The sequence below is a fragment of the Caulobacter sp. P4_E5 genome, from assembly GCF_056401555.1.
The window spans coordinates 1-22949 of sequence record NZ_JBFUJD010000042.1 but is presented as its reverse complement, the minus strand read 5'-3'; the positions used below and the strand labels follow the sequence as shown (position 1 = coordinate 22949).

Annotated in this window: 21 protein-coding genes; 8 read left to right on the top strand and 13 right to left on the bottom strand. The window is 69.5% G+C overall.

The window, feature by feature from the left end:
• Positions 1–62 precede the first annotated feature (62 nt).
• Positions 63–1724 carry an alkaline phosphatase PhoY gene (gene phoY / locus AC1DSO_RS14125; RefSeq protein ID WP_477069439.1) on the top strand — a complete coding sequence of 554 codons (1662 nt, stop codon included), beginning with the start codon at positions 63–65 and terminating at the stop codon, positions 1722–1724.
• A gap of 95 nt (positions 1725–1819) precedes the next feature.
• Positions 1820–2056, top strand: a complete 237-nt coding sequence (locus AC1DSO_RS14120; RefSeq protein ID WP_477069417.1) for a hypothetical protein — start codon at positions 1820–1822, stop codon at positions 2054–2056.
• A 197-nt stretch (positions 2057–2253) separates the two neighbouring features.
• On the opposite strand, the gene rpmG is transcribed toward AC1DSO_RS14120, so the two are convergent.
• The 3 genes from rpmG to AC1DSO_RS14105 all read right to left on the bottom strand — a co-directional run bounded on the left by rpmG (position 2254) and on the right by AC1DSO_RS14105 (position 3757).
• Complete coding sequence (gene rpmG / locus AC1DSO_RS14115; protein WP_010920317.1) at positions 2254–2421, bottom strand: 50S ribosomal protein L33; 168 nt, start codon at positions 2419–2421, stop codon at positions 2254–2256.
• 95 nt (positions 2422–2516) lie between these two features.
• Complete coding sequence (locus AC1DSO_RS14110) at positions 2517–2969, bottom strand: DUF6265 family protein (RefSeq protein ID WP_477069438.1); 453 nt, start codon at positions 2967–2969, stop codon at positions 2517–2519.
• A 59-nt stretch (positions 2970–3028) separates the two neighbouring features.
• Positions 3029–3757 carry an NUDIX hydrolase gene (locus AC1DSO_RS14105; RefSeq protein ID WP_477069416.1) on the bottom strand — a complete coding sequence of 243 codons (729 nt, stop codon included), beginning with the start codon at positions 3755–3757 and terminating at the stop codon, positions 3029–3031.
• A gap of 119 nt (positions 3758–3876) precedes the next feature.
• Here AC1DSO_RS14105 and AC1DSO_RS14100 point away from each other — a divergent pair, with 119 nt between their 5' ends.
• Positions 3877–5175, top strand: a complete 1299-nt coding sequence (locus AC1DSO_RS14100; protein WP_477069415.1) for an amidohydrolase — start codon at positions 3877–3879, stop codon at positions 5173–5175.
• Between the two features lie 101 nt (positions 5176–5276).
• Here the strand turns inward: AC1DSO_RS14100 and AC1DSO_RS14095 are convergent, their stop codons facing one another.
• A complete protein-coding gene (locus tag AC1DSO_RS14095; RefSeq protein ID WP_477069414.1) occupies positions 5277–6425 on the bottom strand; it encodes a pyridoxal phosphate-dependent aminotransferase in 1149 nt (382 codons plus the stop codon).
• A 54-nt stretch (positions 6426–6479) separates the two neighbouring features.
• Here AC1DSO_RS14095 and AC1DSO_RS14090 point away from each other — a divergent pair, with 54 nt between their 5' ends.
• Positions 6480–7496: an SGNH/GDSL hydrolase family protein gene (locus AC1DSO_RS14090; RefSeq protein ID WP_477069413.1), complete on the top strand. Its 1017-nt coding sequence runs from the start codon at positions 6480–6482 to the stop codon at positions 7494–7496.
• On the opposite strand, the gene rnr is transcribed toward AC1DSO_RS14090, so the two are convergent.
• The 3 genes from rnr to topA form a co-directional block, all read right to left on the bottom strand.
• Complete coding sequence (gene rnr / locus AC1DSO_RS14085; protein WP_477069412.1) at positions 7493–9790, bottom strand: ribonuclease R; 2298 nt, start codon at positions 9788–9790, stop codon at positions 7493–7495. The two genes, AC1DSO_RS14090 and rnr, sit on opposite strands and share 4 nt — an antisense overlap.
• 215 nt (positions 9791–10005) lie before the next feature.
• Entirely contained in the window at positions 10006–10374 is a 369-nt protein-coding gene (locus AC1DSO_RS14080; RefSeq protein WP_477069411.1) for a hypothetical protein, read from the bottom strand.
• A 54-nt stretch (positions 10375–10428) separates the two neighbouring features.
• On the bottom strand, positions 10429–13131 hold the full coding sequence (gene topA / locus AC1DSO_RS14075; RefSeq protein WP_477069410.1) for a type I DNA topoisomerase: 2703 nt from the start codon (positions 13129–13131) through the stop codon (positions 10429–10431).
• Positions 13132–13310: 179 nt separating this feature from the next.
• Between topA and AC1DSO_RS14070 the strand changes: the two genes are divergently transcribed.
• Entirely contained in the window at positions 13311–13481 is a 171-nt protein-coding gene (locus AC1DSO_RS14070) for a hypothetical protein (RefSeq protein ID WP_156136875.1), read from the top strand.
• A 127-nt stretch (positions 13482–13608) separates the two neighbouring features.
• The gene (locus AC1DSO_RS14065) at positions 13609–14406 is read left to right on the top strand and encodes a hypothetical protein (RefSeq protein WP_477069409.1); all 798 of its coding nucleotides are present in this window, start codon (positions 13609–13611) and stop codon (positions 14404–14406) included.
• Here the strand turns inward: AC1DSO_RS14065 and AC1DSO_RS14060 are convergent.
• The 6 genes from AC1DSO_RS14060 to ruvX form a co-directional block, all read right to left on the bottom strand.
• Complete coding sequence (locus tag AC1DSO_RS14060) at positions 14403–15596, bottom strand: class I SAM-dependent DNA methyltransferase (RefSeq protein WP_477069408.1); 1194 nt, start codon at positions 15594–15596, stop codon at positions 14403–14405. The genes AC1DSO_RS14065 and AC1DSO_RS14060 overlap by 4 nt on opposite strands.
• Positions 15597–15650: 54 nt before the next feature.
• A complete protein-coding gene (gene dprA / locus AC1DSO_RS14055; protein ID WP_477069407.1) occupies positions 15651–16748 on the bottom strand; it encodes a DNA-processing protein DprA in 1098 nt (365 codons plus the stop codon).
• Positions 16745–17401 (bottom strand): glycerol-3-phosphate 1-O-acyltransferase PlsY, encoded by a 657-nt coding sequence (gene plsY, locus AC1DSO_RS14050; RefSeq protein WP_477069406.1) that lies wholly within the window; start codon positions 17399–17401, stop codon positions 16745–16747. Before plsY ends, dprA begins: the two co-directional genes overlap by 4 nt.
• Positions 17402–17619: 218 nt before the next feature.
• Positions 17620–18921, bottom strand: coding sequence for a dihydroorotase (pyrC, locus tag AC1DSO_RS14045; RefSeq protein ID WP_477069405.1), 1302 nt, complete (start codon positions 18919–18921; stop codon positions 17620–17622).
• A 76-nt stretch (positions 18922–18997) separates the two neighbouring features.
• The gene (locus tag AC1DSO_RS14040) at positions 18998–19996 is read right to left on the bottom strand and encodes an aspartate carbamoyltransferase catalytic subunit (protein WP_047412871.1); all 999 of its coding nucleotides are present in this window, start codon (positions 19994–19996) and stop codon (positions 18998–19000) included.
• Between the two features lie 396 nt (positions 19997–20392).
• Positions 20393–20863, bottom strand: coding sequence for a Holliday junction resolvase RuvX (gene ruvX / locus AC1DSO_RS14035; protein ID WP_477069404.1), 471 nt, complete (start codon positions 20861–20863; stop codon positions 20393–20395).
• An 82-nt stretch (positions 20864–20945) separates the two neighbouring features.
• On the opposite strand from ruvX, the gene gatC reads away from it, so the two are divergent.
• Entirely contained in the window at positions 20946–21233 is a 288-nt protein-coding gene (gene gatC / locus AC1DSO_RS14030; protein WP_056045688.1) for an Asp-tRNA(Asn)/Glu-tRNA(Gln) amidotransferase subunit GatC, read from the top strand.
• The gene (gatA, locus tag AC1DSO_RS14025) at positions 21233–22705 is read left to right on the top strand and encodes an Asp-tRNA(Asn)/Glu-tRNA(Gln) amidotransferase subunit GatA (protein ID WP_477069403.1); all 1473 of its coding nucleotides are present in this window, start codon (positions 21233–21235) and stop codon (positions 22703–22705) included. The genes gatC and gatA overlap by 1 nt, the downstream gene beginning before the upstream one ends.
• The last annotated feature ends 244 nt before the right edge of the window (positions 22706–22949 follow it).

Below are 22949 nucleotides of genomic sequence, written 5' to 3'. Positions count from 1 at the left end.
GCTGAAACCGTTCCTTCCTTGCAGAGACGAGCCGTTCGGGTGAAATCGCCCGGATGAAGAAGATGCTTACTTGCGGTGTCCTCGCCGCCGCCCTTTCGACCGGTTTTGCCGTCCAGGCGTCGACCATAGCGGCCAAGCCCGAACCGAAGTTGGTCGTGGTGATCTCAGTCGACCAGTTCAGCGCCAATCTCTACGCGCAGCACCGGGGCGAATTCGTCGGCGGCCTGGCGACCTTGAGTCAGGGGGTGGTCTATCCGAACGGCTACCAGTCGCACGCCTTCACCGAGACGTGCCCGGGCCATTCGACCCTGCTGACGGGCAAGCATCCCAACAAGACCGGCATCAGCGCCAACGACTGGTACGACCTCGCCACGGGCAAGACGGTTTACTGCCTGGCCGATCCGACCGTGACCTTGGCCGACGATCCGAAGGGCAGGGCGGTCAGCCCGGCCAACATGGTCGCCACCACCTATGGCGACTGGCTGAAGACCGTCTCGCCCAAGAGCCGGGTGTTCGGCGTCTCGGGCAAGGACCGGGGCGCGATCACCATGTCGGGCCACCAGGCCGACGGCGCCTTCTGGTACCAGCCCGGCTTCGGCTTCACGACCTTCGTGCGCGACGGGCAGACGGCGGCGGAGCGCCTCAAGCCGGTGGCCGCGTTCAACGCCAAGCTGGCGGCAGAGCTGACCAAGCATCCGTTTACCTGGGACTACGACAAGGCCTCGGCCAAGCGCTGCAAGACGCTGGAGGCCGACTACGAGACCGGCGGCCGCCAATGGCGCTCGGCCCTGCCGATCCCGGCCGTCGCCGATGAGGCCGGCCAGCAGCGCGACCTCTATGCCAGCCCCTATACCGACCAAGTGACCTTGGAGCTGGCCCAGAGCCTGCGCGAGACCTATGGCCTGGGCGACGGGCCGCAGGTCGACGTGCTGACCGTCAGCCTGTCGGCCACCGACTTCATCGGTCACCGCTACGGCACGCGCGGGCCCGAGATGTGCGACCAGATCGCCCGTCTCGACGAGCGCCTGGGCGCGTTCCTGAAGAGCCTGGACAAGGTCAAGGGCGGCGTCCTGGTGGTGCTGGCCGCCGACCACGGCGGCGCCGACTTCGCCGAGCGCTTGGCCGGCGAAGGTTACGGAACCGAGCGCGTGATCGGCAAGCCGTGGATCGCCAAGCTGAACGCCCAACTGCGCGGCGATCTGGGCCTTTCCTGGGACCCGCTGATCGCTGATGGCGGCATCGACCAGATCTATGTCGTCGGTCCTGATCGCAAGGCTCCGTCGCCCGCTGACCGCGCCCGCGTCACGGCCGCGGCCCTCGCCTTGATCGACAAGGACCCGGCCGTGGCCGAGGCCGTCGATTCCAACGTCCTGCTGACGATGGCGGCCGCGCCCGCCGACACTTCGCCCGAGGAGCTGTCGGTGACCGAGCGCCTGCGCCGCAGCGTCTATCCAGGCCGAGTCGGCGACATCGTCGTGGCGTTCAAGCCCAATCGCGTACCGGCCACGGCGGGGGCGACCTATGTCTCCACCCACGGCAGCCCCTGGGACTATGACCGCCGGGTGCCGATCCTGTTCTGGTGGAAGGGCGCGACCCCGCACGAGCGTGTCCTGCCGCTGGATACGGTCGACATCGCCCCGACCCTGGCCGCCGTCACCGGCGTCACGCCGCCGGCCGACGTGGACGGCGTGTGCCGGCCGCTGGTCTACGGCCAGCATTGCTAACAACAGTTAGGGCGCCTTCTTAAGCTTCTCGACACTTCTCCCGAGCATCCTCTTGCATACATCCTATGCGGGAGGGCGTGGCGATGAGATCAAGAGTGGGCGTCAAGCAGCGGTCGTTTCCAGCCGGCTTGTTCATGCTGGGGCTTTTGACCTGCGGGATCTTGTTCTGGATGGGTGGCCTGGCCGCCGACCAGTTGTCCGGCGGACTGTCCATCGTCGCGATCCTGGCGGCCTTCGTCGCCGTCTGCGTCGGGCCGGTCCTGCTGGTGATCACCGTACTGTGGGGCGGCTTCGCCTTCTTCCGCTGGCTGTGGAGCGGCGGGCGGGAATGATCCCGTAATCCTCCCTCGTGCAGCGGGGGAGGTGGCCCAGAGGGCCGGAGGGGGCCAATGCGGCTTTTCCCAGCTAGCCCCCTCAGTCGCTTCGCGACAGCTCCCCCGCATCGCGGGGGAGCAACATTGACCCCAGAATCAAAAACGCCCGGCTATCGCTAGCCGGGCGTCTTGATGTCGTAGCGCTAAAGGCGATCCTACTTGATCTTGCCTTCGCGGAATTCGACGTGCTTGCGGATGACCGGATCGTACTTCTTCAGCACCATCTTTTCGGTCTTGGTGCGGGCGTTCTTCTTGGTGACGTAGAAGAAGCCGGTGTCCGCCGTCGAATTCAGGCGGATCTTAATGGAAGCCGGTTTGGCCATGGTCGAATCCCTGCGGTGGTCGCGCAGGTTCCCGCGCGTTGGAAATGAGAGGCGCGGAACATACTGATCGGCAGCTCAAAGTCAATTGCTCGAGTTCAGTTGCCAGTGGGGCACCGTTTATAAGGAAAATCCGCCGAACGGGCCTGGCCGCCGACGGAGCCCTCGATCCGGGCCACCAGGGTGTCCTTGTCGACCAGCCGGTAGAGAATCCGCTGGGGAAAATCGTGCTCGGGGTTCTCGAAGGTCACCGCGCCGTCGGCGATCGCCTTCACCGGGAAGGTCGCCTCGGGCTGTCCGGAGGGAATCGCCACGTAACGCAGCTTGCCGTCGTCGCCGGGAACGATGCGCATGAACTCGAACTCGCGCAGCTTGCCGTCGCGGACGCTGCGGCTCATGCCGATCATCGCGCCGCCGGCCGGGGCCAGCCATTGTTCCTCGATCTTCGTGCCGTTGGGCCGGGTCAGGGTCCAGCAGCCGCCGATGAAGCCCAGCTTGTCGATCTCGGACGGAACCGCCGCCGGCGGCGTCGCGGCCAGGGCCAAGGCCAGAATGGAACCGATCATGCGAATCTCCTCCCCAGTTCCCTCGAGAAAGGAGGGAGACCCGCCTAGAGGTGGGTCAGATGCCGCTTGCCATTCAGGAAACGCATGAAGGGGGCGGGGCGTCCAGTGTCGGCGAGTCTTTGTCCCACTTCGTGCAGCACGAAGCGGGTGATGTTGGGCAGGTCCAGGGCCATGGCCTCCTGGAAGTCGACCCAGGCGATCTCATCCAGCTCGCCACAGTCGGGGCGGCGCTCCAGGGACAGCAGCGCCTCGGCGGAGGCCATGAAGAAACGGGCGTCGAAGCGGCGCGGGCGGTAGGGCGGGGTGATGGCTCTAGCCACGAAGCCGAGCGGCGCCAGGTCGGGTAGGGCGCCCTGGGCCAGGAACGGCCGCCAGGGCCCCGCGCCGGGCCGCTCAGGGGCTTCCCGAGCCAGCAGCAGGCCCGTCTCCTCGAAGGTCTCGCGCACGGCCGCCAGGGCCAGGGCGCGGGCCAGACGCGCGGGCCTGGGGTGGCGGGACTCCAGGCCGAGGCGCGCGGCGACCTCGGGGATGAGTTCGCTGGCGCTGGGGGCGTCGTAGTCGGTGCGATCGACCCGGCCACCAGGGAACACCCACTTGTCGGGCATGAAGGCGTGGCCGCCGTTCCTGCGGCCCATCAGCAGGCGCGGGGCGGGGCCGTCGGTGCGGACGATGATCACGGTCGCCGCGTGCTTGGGCTTCAACGCCGCGCCGGTCTCGCGCACGGCGCCGTCGTTGATCGTGTCGAATTTCGCGTCGATCGGCGGCAGGCTCATGGCGGAAGGGTAGCCTCATTCCGTCGTCTGCCTAGGGGGACGCGGCGTCAGCCGCCGCATGCTTGACCGCGCCGCGCGACGCGCCCCAAGCTCGCGCCGCTTTTATGAGGGGATATCGGATGTTCGGACGGGTTTCGACGCTGGCGCTGGTCGCCGGCCTGGCTGTGGGCGCACCTGCGTTAGCCGCGCCCTCGCAGGCCCAGGTGGCCGCCGCCGCCAAGGCGGCGCAGCCCAAGGTGATCGCCTGGCGGCGCGACATCCACGAGCATCCGGAACTGGGCAACCAGGAGGTCCGCACCTCGGCCCTGATCGCCAAGGAGCTTAAGGCCCTGGGCTTCGACGTGCGCGAGAACGTCGGCAAGACCGGCGTGGTCGGGATCCTGAAGGGCGGCAAGCCCGGCAAGGTCGTCGCCCTGCGCGCCGACATGGACGCCCTGCCGGTCGAGGAAAAGACTGGCCTGCCGTTCGCCTCCAAGGTCAAGGCAACGTGGGAAGGGCGCACCGTGCCGGTCATGCACGCCTGCGGTCACGACACCCACGTGGCCATGCTGCTGGGGACCGCCACGGTGCTGGCCGGCATGAAGAAGGACATCAAGGGCACGGTGGTCCTGATCTTCCAGCCCGCCGAGGAAGGCCCGCAGGCGGGCGAGGAGGGCGGCGCCAAGCTGATGATCCGCGACGGGGCGCTGGATCAGCCCAAGGTCGACGCGATCTTCGGCGTCCATATCGGCCCGGCCGACGCCCACCTGCTGAACTACCGGCCCGAGGGCTTCTACGCCTCGTCCGACCGGCTGACGATCACGGTGAAGGGCAAGCAGACCCACGGCGCGCGGCCCTGGGCTGGCGTCGACATGGCCAGCGTCGCCGCCGACATCATCCAGGCCATGAACCAGATCGCCGCCCGCCAGGTCGATGTCGGCGCCTCGCCCTCGGTGGTGACGATCGCCGTGATCAACATGGGCATGCGCCAGAACATCATCCCCGAGGACCTGGTGATGGGCGGCACGATGCGCACCTTCTCGACCGCGCGCCGCGAGGACCTGATCGCCCGGGTCCAGAAGACGGTGGCCGCGATCGGCGACCGCTACGGCGCCAAGGCCGAGGCGGTGTTCACCCAGCCCTATCCGGTGACCTACAACAATCCGGACCTGTCCAAGTGGGTGAAGGCCAGCCTGGAGAAGGCCTCGCCCGGCAAGGTCGACGACAACGCGCCGCTGGTGACCGGGGCCGAGGACTTCTCGATGTACGCCCAGAAGGTTCCGGCGGTGTTTGTCCAGCTGGGCGGCCGCAAGGCCGACGTCCCGGCCGCCACCGCCCCGGCCAACCACTCACCGTTCTTCGACATCGACGAAGCGGTGCTGGAGACCGGCGTGAAGGCCGAGGTGTTCATGGCGCTGGATTATCTGGAGAAGAAGTAGGGGTCACTTGCCCCCTCCGCGCCTGCGGCGCTCCTCCCCCGGAGGGGGAAGAAGGAGCACCTTCTGCCCCCTCCGGGGGCGGACGACCTCGCATAGCGAGGTCAGGTGGGGGCCTGCCGAGCTTGCCGTTCGAACCACGGCGTCATCCGCCGCAGGGCCTCCTCGACCTCGGCCGTCGAGACCGCGAAACTGAAGCGGATGAAGTGGTGGCCCTCGACCGGGTCGAAGTCGACGCCCGGCGCGGTCGCCACGCCGGTGTCGCGCAGCAGCTGCTGGCAGAAGCCGAGCGAGTCGTCGGTCAGGTGGCCGATGTCGGCCCAGATGTAGAAGGCCCCGTCCGGCGGTGCGATCTTGCGCAGGCCCAGGGCGGGCAGGGCGTCCAGCATCCGTTGGCGGTTGGCGCGATAGACGTCGATGTGGCCTTCCAGCTCGTCGAGGCAGTCCATGGCCGCCAGGCCGGCGTGCTGGCTCAGCGACGGCGCGGTCAGGAACAGGTTGCCGACATAGGCCCGCGCCCGCTCCAGGTCCTCGCCCGGCGGCGTCAGCAGCCAGCCCAGCCGCCAGCCGGCCATGCTGAAGTACTTGGAAAAGCTGTTGACGATCAGGGCGTCGGGGGCGAACTCCAGCATCGAGGGCGTGCGGCCCGTGTAGCTGAGGCCGTGATAGATCTCGTCGCTGATAATGCGGATCCCGCGCTCGCGGCAGACGCGGGCGATGGCCTCCAGCTCCTCGGGCGCGATGATCGTGCCGGTCGGATTGGCCGGGCTGGCGACGATGACGCCGGCCGGGGCGGGATCCAGCGCGGCCAGGTGCGCGGCCGTCAGCTGGAAGCGGTCTTCCGGCCCGCAGGCGATCTCGACTGGTTCGAGGTGCAGGGCCTTCAGGCTGTTGCGATAGGCGACGTAGCCGGGGCGGGCGACGGCGATGCGGTCGCCGGGCTGGAACACGCTGGACAGCGCCAGGACCAGGGCCGGCGAGGCGCCGCAGGTCAGGACGATCCGCTCGGGCTCGACGGTGACGCCGTAGAGGGTCTGGTAGCGCTCGGCGATCCGCTGGCGCAGCAGCGGGCTCTCCCAATAGCCCATGGCCTCGGCGTCGAGGATTTCGTGGGCCTTGGCGATCGCCTTGCTGGGCGCGCCGGTCGAGGGCTGGCCGAACTCCATGTGGATGATCGAGGCGCCGTCCATCTTCAGCTGGTGGGCCAGACGGCTGATGGCGATGGCGTGGAAGGGTTCGATCTCGGCGCGCATGGCCGTTGCTTAGCTGGGTTTGACGCGCCGCGCATCCCGGATGAGAAGGGGGTCATGCGCCTGCTGACTCTCTTCGCCGCCCTGGCCCTCGCCACGCCCGCCCTGGCCCAGACGGCCCTACCGCTGAACATCGGCGGCCGTGTCGCGCCGGCGGCGGGCGGCGCCTACGACTTCGGCTGGCCGGGCGTGTATTTCGAGGGACGCTTCACGGGGCCGTCGGTCGAGGTTGCGGTCGACACCGGCGCTGAACACCTGGCCGTCAGCCTCGACGGCGTCCGCAAGGCCGAGCTGACCAAGTCCGGCGAAACGCGCCTGAAGCTCGACCACCTGGGTCCGGGCGAGCACGTCGTGCGGCTGGACAAGCTGACCGAGAGCCAAACGGGATCGTCGCGGTTCGAAGGCTTCTTCGTCGGCCCTCAAGGCAAGCCGCTGGCCCCGCCCTCCCGCCCCCGCCGGATCGAGTTCATCGGCGACTCCCACACGGCCGGCTACGGCGTCCGCTCGGCCAGCCACGACTGCACCGAGCAGCAGGTCCACGACCTGACCGACACCAGCCTGGCCTTCGGGCCGATCCTGGCGGCGCGGCTAGACGCCGACTACCGCATCGTCGCCTTCTCGGGGCGCGGCGTGGTCAGGAACTACAACGGCGTGGCGGCCGGCGAGCCGCTGCCGGCGCTGTTTCCCCGCCTGATCCCGGGCCAGGCCGAGCCGCGCGTCGCCGCCAACGATCCTTGGCGGCCCGACATCGTGGTCATCGGCCTGGGGACCAACGACTTCTCGACGCCGCTACACGCCGGCGAGGCCTGGGCCGACGCGGCGACGCTGCGCAAGGACTATCGCGACAGCTATGTCGGCTTCATCCAGGGGCTGAAGCTTGACCGCTCCGGCGCGCGCTTTTTCCTGATCGCCGGCGACACCTTCGCGGACGACGTCGCCGAGGTCGCTGGCCGCGCGGGCGCGACGGCGGTGCGGATCACCAACATGGACCGCGGCGCGTGCCACTGGCACCCGTCGGTGGCGGATCAGAAGATGATGGCGGATCGGCTGGAGGCGGCGATCCGCGCGAACTAGCGCCGCTTCCCCCGCCGAACGCCCTTCGGCAGTCCGCCGCGCGGCTTGACCGCCGCCTGCCGCCTAGCCCCCAGGCGAGGACGCGGCGCGTTCGGATCGGGCGCGACCGGCTCGCTGAGCATTTCGAACAGCAGGCCGCCGGTGACCGGCGTGGCCTCGACCAGCTTGACCTCGACGCTCATGCCCAGCGGCCAGCGCTTGCCGGTCCGCTCGCCAACCAGGGCGTGCATCCGGTCGTCGTGGACGAAGAACTCGGCCCCCAGGGTCGAGACCGGCACCAGGCCGTCGGCCCCGGTGTCGGCCAGCTTGACGAACAGGCCAAAGCGCGTGACGCCGGTGATCCGGCCCGCGAAGGTCGCGCCCACCCGGTCGGCCAGGAAGGCGGCGATGTAGCGGTCGGTGGCGTCGCGCTCGGCGGCCATGGCTCGGCGCTCGGCGTGGGTGATGACCTCGGCCGTGTCCTTGATCTGGGCGATGTCCTGGTCGGTCAGGCCGTCGGTTCCCAGCCCCAGGGCGCGGATCAGGCCCCGGTGCACGATCAGGTCGGCATAGCGGCGGATCGGGCTGGTGAAGTGGGCGTACTTGGCCAGGTTCAGCCCGAAGTGGCCGATGTTGTCGGCGCTGTAGTGGGCCTGCATCTGGGTGCGCAGGACCACCTCGTTGATGATCGTGGCGTTGGGCCCCTCGCGGGTCTCGTCCAGCAGCTTGTTGAAGCGCGACGTCTGCGGCGCCTGGCCCTTGTCCCAGCGGATCTCCAGCGTCTGCAGGAAGTCGGCCAGGTTCTGGACCTTCTCCAGGCTGGGGGTGTCGTGCACCCGGTAGATCAGGGGCGAGCGCTTGGCCTCCAGGCTCTCGGCGGCGCAGACATTGGCCTGCACCATCATCTCCTCGATCAGCTTGTGGGCTYCCAGGCTGGGGCGCTTGGTGATCGAGAGGATCTCGCCCTCGCGGATGATGATCCGCCGCTCGTCGCTCTCGATGGCCAGCGGAGACCGTGCGTCGCGGCCGATCTTCATCGTCCGATAGGCTTCCCACAAGGGTTGCAGGATCGGCTCCAGCAACGGGCCGCTCTTGTCGTCGGGTTGGCCGTCGATCGCCGACTGGGCTTGTTCGTACGAGAGCTTGGCGGCCGAGCGCATCAGGCCGCGCACGAACTTGTGGCCCTTCTTGCGGCCCGACTTGTCGAACACCATCCGCACGGCCAGCGTGGCGCGGTTCTCGCTCTCACGCAGGCTGCACAGGCCGTTGGACAGGGTCTCGGGCAGCATCGGCTCCACCCGGTCGGGGAAGTAGACGCTGTTGCCCTTCTCGCGGGCGTCGCGGTCCAGGGCCGAGCCAGGGCGCACATAGCCGGCCACATCGGCGATGGCCACCCAGACCACCCAGCCGCCCTTGTTAGTGTCGTCCTCGTCGGGATGGGCATAGACGGCGTCGTCGTGGTCGCGGGCGTCCACCGGGTCGATGGTCACGAAAGGCAGGTCGCGCAGGTCCTCGCGGCCCGCCAGGGTCGGCTCGACGGCGGCCTTGGCCTCGCGCTCGGCCTCTTCCGAGAAGCCGGTCGGGATGCCGTGGCTGTGGATGGCGATCAGCGAGGCGGCGCGCGGGTCGTTCTCGTTGCCGACCACCTCCAGCACCTTGCCGGGCTTGGGGCCATAGCGGCCACCGTGCGTGCCGACCTGGGCGACGACCAGATCGCCATCCTTCAGGTCGTGGGCGACGCTGGGGTCGAGGATCAGACTGTCCTTGGACTTGCGGTCGACCGGCTCGACGCGGATCTCGCGGCGCAGCTTGCGGATGACGCCCAGAATCTTGTGGGCGCTCTGGCCCAGCCGCTTGATCAGCTTGGCTTCGAACTCGCCGGTCTCCAGCCGCTCGAAGCGGACCAGCAGGCGGTCGCCCAGGCCCGGCGCGCCGGCCGCGGCCTCGTCCTTGCCGGGGGCCAGGCGGACGTTGGGGACGTCGTCGTCGGACTTGGTCAGCTTCACATAGAGGTCGCCGTCGGCGTCGCGCTCGACGACGTCGGCCACACCCACCGGCGGCAGAGAGCCAGACTCCGCGAAGCCCTTGCGGCCGCGCTTGGCCAGGGCGCCCTGGGCTTCCAGCTCGCGGATCATCTCGCGCAGCGCCCGACGGTCGCCGCCCTTCAGGCCGAAGTGGCGGGCGATGTCGGCCTTCCCCGTCTCGCCCGCGTCGCGCAGGAACGCCAGCAGCGTCTCGCGGTCGGGCAGACCCGCGGCGGGCTTGGGTTTGAAGGTCTTTGCCTTGGGCGTATGGGGCGGGCGAGGTTTAGCCATGTCCTGCCTTAACCCGTTCGAGGGGCGGATGGCCAAGGGAAACGCGCCGGGCGGCGCAAGGTTTGGGGGGAGAGCGCCCCCTCCGTCTCGTCGCGTATCCGCGCCGATCCACCTCCCCCGTTTCACGAGGGAGGATGAGCCGCATCCTCCTCACCCGTGAAACGGGGGAGGTGGCGCGATGCGTAGCATCGTGACGGAGGGGGCGTTCCTAGGTCCTAGTACAGATCCTCGATCGACTTCGGCGGCGGCGGGTCAGCGGGCCTGGGCGCGGCTTCCACCGGCGGGGCCGGGGTCGTCGGCGGCGCCTCGATCATCGGCGCGAGCGGGGCTTCCTGCTCGACCGTCTGGACCTCGACGGCCTTGGGCTTGGGTTTCTCGACCGGCGGCGGTTCGTAGGCCAGGGCCGGGGCGGCGTCCTTGACGGGGACGCCGGAAACCTCGGCTAGCGGCTGCTTGGAGGTCTCGGGCCCGCCGCGATCGATCTTCATCGCGTTGGTCAGGCCCATAGCGAAGCCGCCCACGCAGCATAGGATCAGCGCGGACACCACGACATGCAGGGGCAGGGGACGTTCCAGCGTCGTCATGCTCGAAGTTTACTCCCCTCCCGCTCGACTGAAAAGATCAGCCGACTGAACAGCTTAGGTGTCGTCGTCCCAGGGCGTGGCGCCGTCGTCCGAAGACGCGGCGACCGCGGCCTTGGCCTTGGGCGCCACCTTCTTGGCGGCGGGCTTCTTGGCCGCCGGCTTCTTCGCGGCCGTCTTCTTGGCCGGAGCGTCGCCTTCAGCCTTGGTCGCCGCCTTTTTCGGTGCGGCGGCCTTCTTGGCCGGCTTCTTGCCGCCGCCCTTGCCGGCGCGTTCAGCGATCAGGGCCACGGCCTCGTCCATGGTTATGGACGCCGGATCCTTGCCCTTGGGCACGTTGGCGTTGGTGTCGCCGTGCTTGATGTAGGGGCCAAAGCGCCCCGACAGCACGCGCACCGGCTTGCCGTCCTCGGGGTGGGCGCCCAGCTCGGCCAGGGCCGCCGCGGACGCCCGCTGCGGACGTCCGCCGCCGGCGCGCTTGTCGGCCAGGATGGCGACGGCGCGGTTCAGGCCGACGTCGAACACCTCGTCGGCATTTTCGAGATTGGCGTAGGTGCCGTCGTGCAGCACGAACGGCCCGAAGCGTCCCAGGCCGGCGGTGATGACCTTGCCGTCGTCCGGATGCTTGCCGACTTCGCGCGGCAGGGAGAGCAGGCGCAGGGCCTTCTCCAGGTCCATGGCCGAGGCGATCCAGCCCTTGGGCAGGGACGAGCGCTTGGGCTTGTCGGTGCTGTCGGCGGCCGCCAGCTCCTCGACATAGGGGCCAAAGCGTCCATTCTTCAGCCACACGGCCCGGTCGGTCGCGGGATTGACGCCCAGTTCCTTGTCGGCGTTCTCGGCGTCGCCGTCGCCTTCCGATACGCCCAGCTGGCGGGTGTAGCGGCACTCCGGATAGTTCGAGCAGCCGATGAAGGCCCCGAACTTGCCGGTCTTCAGCGACAGCTGGCCGCTGCCGCAGGTCGGGCACAGGCGCGGATTGGAGCCGTCGCCCTTGTCCGGGAAGATGTGCGGGCCCAGGGCCTCGTTCAGGGCGTCCAGGACATTGGTCGTGCGCAGCTCGGCGATCTCGCCGACAGCCGCGTGGAAGTCCTTCCAGAAGTCGCGGAGGAACTGCTTCCAGTCCAGCTTGCCGTCGGACACCAGGTCCAGCTGCTCTTCCAGGGCGGCCGTAAAGTCATACTCGACATAGCGCTTGAAGAACTGCTCCAGGAACGCCGTGACCAGGCGGCCCTTGTCCTCGGGGACGAAGCGCTGCTTCTCCATCTTCACGTATTCGCGGTCGCGCAGCACGGTCAGGACCGAGGCGTAGGTCGACGGACGGCCGATCCCCAGCTCTTCCATCTTCTTGACCAGGCTGGCTTCCGAATAGCGCGGGGGCGGTTCGGTGAAGTGCTGGTCGGCGCGGGCCTCGATGACCTTGGCGGCCGCGCCTTCCTCGACCATGGGCAGGCGGGCGCTGTCTTCGTCGCCCTCGTCGTCGCGGCCTTCCTCGTAGACGGCCAGATAGCCGGGGAAGAGCACGACCTGGCCCGTGGCGCGCATGCCGGTCTGGCCGTCGGCGCTTTCCAGGTCGACCGTGGTGCGCTCGATGCGGGCGCTTTCCATCTGGGAAGCGATCATCCGCTTCCAGATCAGCTCGTACAGGCGACCCAGGTCCGGCTCCAGGCGCAGCGAGCCGGGGTTACGGCCCAGGCTGGTCGGGCGGATGGCTTCGTGCGCCTCCTGGGCGTTCTTGGCCTTGGCCTTGTAGTAGCGCGGGCTCTCGGGGACATAGGGCGCGCCGTAGACGTTGCCGATCACGCTGCGCGCCTCGGCGATGCCTTCCGGCTCGACCGACACGCCGTCGGTCCGCATGTAGGTGATCAGGCCGACGGTCTCGCCGCCGATGTCGATGCCCTCATACAGCTTCTGGGCGGCCTGCATGGTGCGCTGGGCCGAGAAGCCCAGCTTGCGCGACGCTTCCTGCTGCAGGGTCGAGGTGGTGAAGGGCGGGGCGGGCGAGCGCCTGCCGGGCTTCTTCTCGACGGCGGCGACCTTGAACACGGCGCTGGCCACCGCGGCCTTGGCGGCCAGGGCCGAGCCCTCGTTGCCGAGGTCGAATTTGGTGAGCTTCTTGCCCTCGTGCTTGACCAGGCGGGCCAGGAACGGATCGGCGCCGGCCGAGACGTCGGCGTCGACGGTCCAGTATTCCTGGGTCTTGAAGCGCTCGATCTCCATCTCGCGCTCGACGATCAGCCGCAGGCAGACCGACTGAACGCGGCCGGCCGAGCGGCTGCCCGGCAGCTTGCGCCACAGCACCGGCGAGAGGGTGAAGCCGACGAGGTAGTCGAGGGCGCGGCGGGCCAGATAGGCCTCGACCAGCTCCATGTCCACGTCGCGTGGATTGGCCATCGCCTCGAGCACCGAGGTCTTGGTGATGGCGTTGAAGGTGACGCGCTGGACGGTCTTGTCCTTCAGCGCCTTCTTCTTGTTCAGGACCTCCAGCACGTGCCAGCTGATCGCCTCGCCTTCGCGATCCGGGTCGGTGGCTAGGATCAGGCGGTCGGCCTTCTTCAGGGCGTCGACGATGTCGGCCACCCGCTTGGAGGCCTTGGCGTCGACCTCCCAGCTCATGGCGAAGTCGTTGTCGGGCTCCACCGAGCCGTCCTTGGACGGCAGATCGCGGATATGGCCGTACGAGGCGAGAACCGTGTAGTCGGACCCGAGGTACTTGTTGATGGTCTTGGCCTTGGCCGGGCTCTCGACGACGACGACGTTCATTATGACTCTGGGCTGGAAAGCGGATCGCCCTGGAGGCGAGCGCCGGGAAAGTGGGGGCTTGTATAGGGGTCTGTCAACGCGGCCCCCTATAAACAGTATCGCTTGGGCGCCGAGTAGGCGGTTGTTAAGACCCTTGCGCGACAGTGCGAAGGCTATTTTTTCGACCGCAGTGACCGCTGATGGACATGACCGTCAATCGGATCGCCACCGAGGCCCACGTCTCGCCGATCCAACCGATCAAGGCCGTGACTTCGAATGCCGAACGGGCGGAGATCGCCGATCGGCTGAAGCAGGCCGTGCGCGCCGCCCCTGCCGCCGGTACGGGCCTGCTGGTCGACCTGAGCGTCTAGGCTCGGTTCGCTTCCCACCCCAAAGTCGCCTTCCTAGGCAAGCTTCACCAATCGCCACGTTCCTGACGCGGGGGCGTGTTTGCTTGAGTCCCTGGGTCGGCGCTTCGGCCCGTGGCACGGCGGATTAATGTCGCACTGGAGACGACGCGGCGCGAAGGGCGCGGCCCTGGCCGTGAGCATCGGCGCGCATGTGGCGGCCTTGGTGGTCCTGCTCGCCGCCCATGTGACGCCGCCGACGCCAGAACCGCCGTCGGTCATGGTCTCGCTGGTCGATCCGCCGCCGCCGCCTCCGCCTCCGCCGCCACCCCCTCCGCCGCCGCCAGCGCCCCATGACGCGCCCAAGTCGCCGGTGAAGGCGCCGAAACAGCCGCCGTCGCCCGAGAAACCCAAGGCGGCGCCCAAGGCCGCGCCGCGTTCTCCCTTGCGGGTGTCGAAGCGTCCGCCCCCCAAGGACGTGACGCCGCTCCCCGCCAGCCGAAACCCCGGGCCCAGTCCCGTGCTGGGCTTGGGCGAGTCCGAACTCATGGGCGCGGCGACCGCCGGCTCGGGGTCTGGCGGCGGCGGAGGCGGGGAGGGGTGCGACATGGTCCGCCTGCTGCAGGAAGGCCTGCGCAAGAACCCCCGCGCCCGGGCCTCGCTGATGCGGGCCCACGGCGAGACGGTCGGCGCCGGCCGCGCGCCCCTGGTCTGGAGCGGCGACTGGGCCCGTGTCATCGGCGAGGAGGGCGACGGCCTGGCCGGCCTGCGCGAGATGATCATGATGGAGGTCGCTTTCGCCCCCGCCGCCTGCCGGGCCGAGCCGATGCGCGGCCTGGTCCTGATCTCCTTGAACGACGGCCCCCGCTCGGCCCGCTTCGCCCTGGGCGGCGGCCGCTGGAAATGGTCGGACCTGCTGTTCGCCAAGGGCGCGCGGCGCGGGGGCTAGAGCCGCGTCAACACGTAGAGACAGCCGAGGGTCACGGACGTCGTCTCGCGGCGTAGCGGGATCTCCTGGCGCGCGACGATCCGGAACCCGGGCGCGGAGACCTCGCGCACATAGTCGTCGCTGTGGGCGTAGCGCGCGGTTGGCAGCAGCCGCCAGCCGTGTTCGCCCAGTTCGGTGCTCATGGCCAGCAGCCCGCCGGGGCGCAGCGCGAATGCCGCGGCGGCGAACAGCGGAGCGAGGTCGCCGAAATAGATCAGGGTGTCGGCGGCGAACACGAGATCGAAGCCGCCGGGATGGGCGAGAAGAAAGTCCACGGCCTCGCCTTGGACCAGACTGGCGTAGCCGCCGCGCTCGGCCGCCTTGGCCAGCATGCCGGCGGAGAGGTCGACCCCTGTCAGGCGTCCGCCGAACGGGCGCAGGTGCGGCGCGGCCAGGCCCGTGCCGCAGCCCAGGTCGAGGATGTGTTCGAAGCGTTCGTGCTGACCGGTGACCAGCTCGGCCAGCAGGGCTGGGGCCTGGTAGTCCAGCATCTCGACCAGTTGGTGGTCGAACCGCTCGGCGAAGTCGTCGAACAAGGCCTCGACATAGCCGGGCGGAGCCCGGTCGATACCCGGCTCGGTCAACACCCGCAGTTCATGCGCTCGGATCGCGTCCCCCGGATTGCGCGTCTCCAGCCAGGCGCCGAGGCGGCGGGCGGCGTCGAGGCGCTGGAAGGCGACCAGGATGGCGAATCCCTCGCGGGCCACGGTCTCCAACGGCTCGGCCAACGCGCCAGCGACGCGGGTGTAGAGGTCCAGCGCCGCCTCGGCCGAGGATCGGTCGAGGGCGGCGTAGGCGGCGGCGCGGGCCCAGGTCAGGCACGCGCCCTCGGGCAGGGGAGCCATCGTGTCGGCGGCCGCGAAGGTCTCGGCGGCTCGGGCGAAAGCGCCGGTCATGAACAGGGCGTGAGCCAGGCATTGGTGGCGGACCGGCTCGGCGTCCGGCGCCTCGGCGGCCAGAGCCAGGGTTTCGGCGGCCTCCTGGAACCGACGCGTCATCATCAGGTTCAGGCCAAGGCCGAACAGGGCGTCGCCGTGGCCGGGGCTGAGGGCCAGGACGGCGCGGAAGGCGGTTTCGGCGTCGTCCAAGCGGCCTTCGTCGCTGGCCGCCACGGCGACGGCCAGCATGTCTTCCACGGCCTGGATGTCCATCGATGCTCCTCCGGGTCGGCGACTCGGAGAGCTTCGCACAACACGGGGGGAAGGTTACACGCCGGCGGCCATGCCGCCGTCCAGCAGTTCCGCCCGACCCGCCAGGCTGAGCTCGACCAGCGCCGCCATCACCGCCGAGGCCGGGGCGCCGGCGGCGCGGACCAGGTCGTTGCGCGAGACGGGGGTGGGCGACAGCAAGGCGGCGACCTTTTCGCGCAGGGCGTCGTGGTCGATGTCCAGATCCGGCTGGGACTCGTAGCCCCGGTCGCGTTCGCGCAGATGCGCCTGGCCCGACAGCGAGCGCAGGACGTCCTCGGCCCCTTCGCACAGGATCGCGCCCTGGCGGATCAGGTCGTTCGTGCCCTTCGAGCGCGGATCCAGCGGCGAGCCGGGCACGGCGAAGACGTCGCGGCCCTGCTCGGCGGCCAGGCGGGCGGTGATCAGCGAGCCGGACTTCAGCTCGGCCTCGACCACCACCACGCCCAAGGACAGGCCCGAGATGATCCGGTTGCGGCGTGGGAAGTCCTTGGCCTGGGCGCGGCGGTCGGGGGCGCTCTCGGACACGATGCAGCCCTCGGCGGCCAAGCGGGCGTGCAGCTTGCCGTGCTCGGGCGGATAGACGTCGCCGACCCCGCCGCCCAGCACGGCCACCGCCCCGGTGGTCAGCGAACCCTCGTGCGCCGCGCCGTCGATGCCGCGCGCCATGCCCGAGACCACGACATAGCCGGAGGTCCCCAGGTCGGTGGCCAGCTGGCGGGCGAAGCGCTGGCCGGCGGCCGAGGCGATGCGGGCCCCGACGATGGCCAGGCTGGGCTCGGACAGCAGCTCGGCGCGGCCCAAGGCCCACAGCACCGGCGGCGGCGGATCCAGCGCCGCCAGGCGCGGCGGAAAGTCGGGTTCGCAGCCGCAGATCAGCCGCGCGCCGAGTTTCGCGCCCGCCTCCAGCTCCTGCTCGATCTCGTCCCGCGAAGCGAGGGACAGGGGCGCGGCGCGGCCGCCGCGTCTGGAGAGGTCGGGCAGGGCCGACAGCGCCCGTTCCGGCGTGCCGTAGCGGGTCAGCAGATGGTCGAAGGCGACGGGGCCGACCGTCTCGGTGCGCGCCAGGCGCAGCCAGGCGAAGCGCTGGATGTCCGAAAGGCGGCCCGGCGTCACGGCGCGTCGATAACGGGAGGCGTGTCCTCCGCGCTCTTCTTCTTGCCGATCCGGGGCTCCTGGCCCTTCAGCAGGCGGGCGATGTTCTCGCGGTGGCGGATGAAGATCAGCACGGCCATGAACAGGCACAGGGCCAGCATCGGGTAGGGCTGGTCGGTGGCCAGGGCGAACGGCGCGGCCAGCACGGCGGCGGTCAGGGCGGCCAGCGAGCTGATCCGGAAGACGGCGGCCATGGCCAGCCAGGTGGCCCCGGCCAGGATGCCCACGGGCCAGCAGGCGCTCAGCAGCACGCCGTAGAAGGTGGCCACGCCCTTGCCGCCCTTGAACTTCAGCCAGACCGGGAACAGGTGGCCCAGGAACGCCGCGCCGCCGGCCAGGGCGACGATGGCGGCGGTGTCGTGGGTCAGCCAGCGGGCCAGCAGCACCGCCACCGCGCCCTTGCCGGCGTCGCCGATCAGGGTGATGGCCGCCAGGTCCTTGCGCCCAGAGCGCAGCACGTTGGTCGCGCCGATATTGCCCGAGCCGATCTGGCGAATGTCGCCGGCCCCGCCCAGCCGCGTGGCGATCAACCCGAACGGGATCGACCCCAGCAGGTAGCCGCCGACGACGGCGATCGCGAGGGTCAGATAGACGGTGGCGGCGAGATCTTGCACGTTTCGACCCTAAGGCGAGTTGCGCGCGAATTCAACCGCTGCGCAAGCGAGAGTTGTGAAGGTAGGTTTAGTGCAGACTCGGACTGTGTCCAAATCTCCTCCCCCGCGATGCGGGGGAGGTGGCCCGRAGGGCCGGAGGGGGCAAGCTGGATCGAGGCCGMRTTGGCCCCCTCAGTCGCTCCGCGACAGCTCCCCCGCATCGCGGGGGAGCAGAAGGGTCACCCCTCCGCCCGATGCACCACCCGCCCATCCACCACCGTCATCAGCACCTGGCCCTGCAGCCGGCGGCCGTCGAACGGCGAGTTCTTGGATTTCGACAGCAGGCGCGCGGCGTCGACGATGATCGGGGCGTCGATGTCGCACAAAACGAGGTCGGCCGGGGCGCCGGGGGCGATGCGGCCGCCGCGCAGGCCCAAGAGCTCGGCCGGGGCCAGGGTGACGGCGCGGATCAGGTCCACGAGGGCGATGCGCTCGTCGTGATACAGGCTCAGCAGGGCCGGCAGCAGGGTTTCCAGGCCCACAGCGCCCGGCGCGGCCTCGTCGAACGGTAGGCGCTTGTCCTCGGCCGGGGCGGGGCTGTGCGACGAGACGACGATGTCGATCAGGCCCGAGGCCAAAGCCTCGATCAGAGCCTGGCGGTCGTCCTCGCCGCGCAGGGGCGGGTTCAGCTTGGCGAAGGTGCGATAGTCGCCGATGTCCAGCTCGTTGAACGACAGGTGGTTGATCGACACCGAGGCGCTGATCCGCAGGCCTTTTTTCTTGGCGCGCTGAAGCGTCTCCAACGCTTGGGCCGAGGTGATCTGGTCGACCAGCAGCTTGCCGCCGGTCGCCTCCAGCAGAGCGACGTCGCGCTCCAGCATGATCCGCTCGGCCATCGGCGAGATCGACGGCAGGCCCATGCGGCCGGCGAACTCGCCGCCGGTCGCCGCGCCGCCCTTGGCCAGCCACGGATCCATCGGACGGTGCGCCAGCAGGGCGTCGAAGCCCTTGGCGTAGGTCAGGACGCGCTGCATGACCTTGCTGTCGACGATCGGCTTGCCCGCGTCGGTGATGTAGACGCAGCCAGCCTCGCGCATCAGGCCGATCTCGGCCATCTGCTCGCCGTGCAGGCCCTTGGTCGCCGCGCCGGCCACCAGGATGCGGGCGCTGTCGATGTCGCGCGCGCGGCGCAGGATGAAGTCGACCACGCTAGGATCGTCGATGGCGGGCGCGGTGTCGGGCTGGACCACGAACGAGGTGACGCCGCCGGCCGCCGCGGCGCGCGCCGCCGAGGCCAGGGTCTCCTTGGTCTCGGCCCCGGGCTCGCCGGTGCGGACGCGCAGGTCGATCAGGCCGGGGGCCAGCAGGGCGCCGCCGCAGTCGACGACGCGGACAGCCTTCGAGAGTTTTCCGAACTCGCGGCCCTTGGCGACGTCGGCAATGACGCCTTCCGAGACGATGACGCCGCCGGGGCCGTCATAGCCGCTTTCGGGATCGACCAGGCGGGCGTTGACGAGGGCGAGGGGCTGGGCGGACGTCATGGTTGAAGGTCTCGCGAACCGAACACAAACATCCGATCTTGCCGGGGAAGGCTGAGGAAGTCGGAGGACATGAAGCTCATCGTCCCGCCTCGTCGATCCGCGCGGCCAGGCTGGTCAGCACCGCCATCCGCGCGGCGACGCCCATCTCGACCTGGTCCTGGATCAGGCTGACGGCCGGATCGTCGGCGACATCGCTGTCGATCTCGACGCCTCGGTTCATCGGGCCCGGATGCATGACCTTGGCGCCGGGGGCGGCGCGGGCCAGCTTTTCGCGATCCAGGCCATAGAAGCGGAAATATTCGCGGGTCGAGGGCACGAAGGCGCCCTGCATCCGCTCCAGCTGCAGGCGCAGCATCATCACCACGTCGGCCCCGGCCAGGCCCGACTTCATGTCGTGGTGGACCGTGACGCCCCAGCGCTCGGCCTGGGCTGGCATCAGGGTCGGCGGTCCGACCAGGCGGACGCTGGCGCCCAGGGTGTGCAGCAGGGCGACGTTCGAGCGGGCCACGCGGCTGTGCAGCACGTCGCCGCAGATCGCCACGGTCAGGCCCGAGACCCGGCCGAAGGCGCGGCGGATCGACAGGGCGTCCAGCAGGGCCTGGGTCGGATGCTCGTGCTGGCCGTCGCCGGCGTTGACCACGTGGCCGCTGACCTTCTGGCTGAGCAGCGACGCCGCGCCCGACGAGGCGTGGCGCACGACCAGCAGGTCGGGCCGCATGGCGTTCAGGGTGACCGCCGTGTCGATCAGGGTCTCGCCCTTGGCCACCGACGAGGTCTTGGGGTTCATGTTGACGACGTCGGCGCCCAGCCGCTTGCCGGCCAGCTCGAACGAGCTCTGGGTCCGGGTGCTGTTCTCGAAGAACAGGTTCATCAGCGTGCGGCCGTGCAGCAGGTCCAGGCTCTTGGACGTCTGACGGTTGAAGGCGACGAAGGCCTCGGCCAGGTCCAGCAGATCCGTCGCCTGTGGGGCGTTCAGGTCGCCAGCGGACAGGAAATGGCGTTTTGGGAAGGCGAAGACGCGGGCGCGGATCGCATCGATGGCCGCGCGGGCGGGGTCATGGGCTGAAGCCGTCATGAGCCCGCGTCATAGGCGGCTTTGGCGGGGAAGGGAAGCACTCGTCGGGGTGCGGGGACAAACCCCTCTCTCTTTGAGAGAGGGAGGGGCCCGCGCCGCAGGCGTGGGAGGGTGAGAGGTTAGGCGAAGCCGGTTGGGGATTTCGCGCAAGCTACTGATTATCTGTGGGTTTGCCGGTGAACGGTGTAACCACTCACCCTCCCATGCTGCGCATGGGCCCCTCCCTCTCTCAAAGAGAGAGGGATGATGCGGCACGAGCGTTCAGCCCTTTGCGTCCTCCCCCTATCGGGGGAGGTGGCGCGAAGCGCCGGAGGGGAAGTAAGGCTGAACGACGGAGAGAACTTCCCCCTCCGTCGGCTGCGCCGACACCTCCCCCGCTGGGGGGAGGATTTGGGTCTACAGCCCCCGCATCCGCTCCAGCGCGCCCTGCAGGATCCAGCCGGCGGCCATCTTGTCGACGACCTCGGCCCGGCGCTTGCGGTTCACGTCATGCTCCTCGATCAGCACGCGGGTCACCGCCGCCGTCGACAGGCGCTCGTCCCAGAAGGTGATCGGCAGGTCGGGCTTCAGGCGCAGCAGGTTGCGCGCCAAAGCCCGGTTGGACTGGCAGCGGACGCCTTCGGTGCCGTCCATGTTCATCGGCAAGCCAATGACGATCCCGACCGCGCCGCGGCTGTCCATCAGCTTGAACAGCGCTTCGGCGTCCTGGGTGAACTTGGTCTTTTCGATCAGGGCCAGCGGGCTGGCGACCGTGCGGGTGACGTCGGAGACGGCCACCCCGAGGGTCTTCTCGCCAGGATCCAGGCCCACCACGGGGGCGTGCTGGGGGAGGGCGGCGGCGAAGTCTGCGATGTCGAGAACGGGCATGGCTCTCCATATCAGGAGCCGGCGTGCTTGAAACCTCGTCTCGGGACCGCTAACCCACGCACTCGAATTTCAGGAGATCCCCATGGCCATTGACGCCGCCACCGTGCGGAAGGTCGCCCGGCTCGCCCGCATCGCCGAACCCGAAGAGCGCATCGAGGCCCTGGCCCAGGAGCTCAACGGGATCATGACCTGGATCGAACAGCTGGCCGAGGTCGACACCGACGGTGTCGAGCCGCTGACCAGCGTCGTCGGCGCCGGCCTGCCGCTGCGCGACGACGTCGTCACCATGGGCGGCGATCCGGCCCGGGTGACCAGCAACGCGCCCAAGTCGATCAACAACTTCTTCGTCGTGCCGAAGGTCGTGGAATAATGAGCAGCCTGACGAAGCTGACCCTGAAGGCCGCCCTCGACGGGCTGGCCGCTCGCGAGTTCACCTCGGTCGAACTCACCCAGGCCCACATCGAGGCCATCGAGGCCGCGCGCGGCCTGAATGCCTACATCCTGGAGACGCCGGACAAGGCGCTGGACATGGCCGCCAAGTCCGACGCCCGCCGGGCGCTGGGCGAGGCCGGGCCGCTGGAAGGCGCGCCGCTGGGCGTCAAGGACCTGTTCTGCACCGACGGCGTGCGCACCACGGCCTGCTCGAAGATCCTCGAGAACTTCGTGCCGACCTACGAGTCGACTGTGACCAGCCAGCTGTGGCGCGACGGCGCGGTGATGCTGGGCAAGCTGAACCTCGACCAGTTCGCCATGGGCTCGTCGAACGAGACCAGCTACTTCGGCCCGGTCACCAACCCGTGGCGCTCGACGAGCTCGAACAAGGCCCTGACCCCGGGCGGCTCGTCCGGCGGTTCGGCCGCGGCGGTCGCGGCGGACCTATGCCTGGGCGCGACGGCCACCGACACCGGCGGCTCGATCCGCCAGCCGGCCGCCTTCACCGGCACCGTCGGCATCAAGCCGACCTACGGCCGCTGCTCGCGCTGGGGCGTCGTGGCCTTCGCCAGTTCGCTGGACCAGGCTGGCCCGATCGCCAAGACCGTCGAGGACGCGGCCCTGCTGTTGACCGCGATGTCGGGTCACGACCCCAAGGACTCGACCAGCCTCGATATCGCCGTTCCAGACTTCACCCAGTTCGTCGGCAAGTCGGTGAAGGGCCTGCGGATCGGCATTCCCAAGGAATACCGCGTCGACAACATGCCGGCCGAGATCGAGAAGCTGTGGGCCGACGGCGTGGCCTGGCTGAAGGACGCCGGCTGCGAGATCGTCGACATCAGCCTGCCGCACACCAAATACGCCCTGCCGGCCTACTACATCGTGGCCCCGGCCGAGGCGTCCTCGAACCTGGCCCGCTACGACGGCATGCGCTACGGCCTGCGCGAGGACGGCGCCAACCTGACCGAGATCTACGAGAAGACCCGCGCGTCGGGCTTCGGCGACGAGGTCAAGCGCCGCATCCTGATCGGCACCTATGTGCTGTCGGCCGGCTATTACGACGCCTACTATCTGAAGGCCTTGAAGGTGCGTCGCCGCATCGCCGAGGACTTCGACAACGCCTGGACCAAGTGCGACGCGATCCTGACCCCGACCGCGCCGTCGGCGGCGTTCGGCCTGGGCGAGAACAGCAACGACCCGATCGCCATGTACCTGAACGACGTCTTCACGGTGACGACGAACCTGGCGGGTCTGCCGGGCCTGTCCTTGCCGGCCGGCCTCGACGCCAACGGCCTGCCGCTGGGCCTGCAGATCATCGGCAAGCCCCTCGACGAGGGGACGGTGTTCTCGGTCGCCGGCGCGGTCGAAAAGGCCGCGGGCTTTACGGCGAAGGCCGAAAAATGGTGGTGATCTAGAAAAGGGCGGCCCCTCGCGGAGCCGCCCTTCTTCTTGAGACCTCTCGGGAGGAGAGGGGAGATTACATCGGGGCCGACGGTTCGGTCGTAGCCGGGGCCGGAGCGGCCGGCGGCGGGACGACCAGCGGCGCCGGTTCGGCGATAGCCGGGGCGCTTACCGCCGGCGGCGCGGCCGGGACCGTGGCGCTGACGTTGGCCGAGGCGGCCCCGGCGTCCGGCGCGCTTTCACGGACCGGGGC

Coding starts and splice junctions, on each gene's coding strand:
- ruvX (WP_477069404.1), bottom strand. CDS start 20,863: ATGCCCGTTCTCGACATCGCAGACTTCGCCGCCGCCCTCCCCCAGCAC.
- topA (WP_477069410.1), bottom strand. CDS start 13,131: ATGAACGTCGTCGTCGTCGAGAGCCCGGCCAAGGCCAAGACCATCAAC.
- phoY (WP_477069439.1), top strand. CDS start 63: ATGCTTACTTGCGGTGTCCTCGCCGCCGCCCTTTCGACCGGTTTTGCC.
- gatA (WP_477069403.1), top strand. CDS start 21,233: ATGAGCAGCCTGACGAAGCTGACCCTGAAGGCCGCCCTCGACGGGCTG.
- AC1DSO_RS14040 (WP_047412871.1), bottom strand. CDS start 19,996: ATGACGGCTTCAGCCCATGACCCCGCCCGCGCGGCCATCGATGCGATC.
- gatC (WP_056045688.1), top strand. CDS start 20,946: ATGGCCATTGACGCCGCCACCGTGCGGAAGGTCGCCCGGCTCGCCCGC.
- AC1DSO_RS14105 (WP_477069416.1), bottom strand. CDS start 3,757: ATGAGCCTGCCGCCGATCGACGCGAAATTCGACACGATCAACGACGGC.
- AC1DSO_RS14065 (WP_477069409.1), top strand. CDS start 13,609: ATGTCGCACTGGAGACGACGCGGCGCGAAGGGCGCGGCCCTGGCCGTG.
- AC1DSO_RS14060 (WP_477069408.1), bottom strand. CDS start 15,596: ATGGACATCCAGGCCGTGGAAGACATGCTGGCCGTCGCCGTGGCGGCC.
- pyrC (WP_477069405.1), bottom strand. CDS start 18,921: ATGACGTCCGCCCAGCCCCTCGCCCTCGTCAACGCCCGCCTGGTCGAT.
- AC1DSO_RS14070 (WP_156136875.1), top strand. CDS start 13,311: ATGGACATGACCGTCAATCGGATCGCCACCGAGGCCCACGTCTCGCCG.
- AC1DSO_RS14080 (WP_477069411.1), bottom strand. CDS start 10,374: ATGACGACGCTGGAACGTCCCCTGCCCCTGCATGTCGTGGTGTCCGCG.
- AC1DSO_RS14090 (WP_477069413.1), top strand. CDS start 6,480: ATGCGCCTGCTGACTCTCTTCGCCGCCCTGGCCCTCGCCACGCCCGCC.
- AC1DSO_RS14100 (WP_477069415.1), top strand. CDS start 3,877: ATGTTCGGACGGGTTTCGACGCTGGCGCTGGTCGCCGGCCTGGCTGTG.
- rpmG (WP_010920317.1), bottom strand. CDS start 2,421: ATGGCCAAACCGGCTTCCATTAAGATCCGCCTGAATTCGACGGCGGAC.
- AC1DSO_RS14095 (WP_477069414.1), bottom strand. CDS start 6,425: ATGCGCGCCGAGATCGAACCCTTCCACGCCATCGCCATCAGCCGTCTG.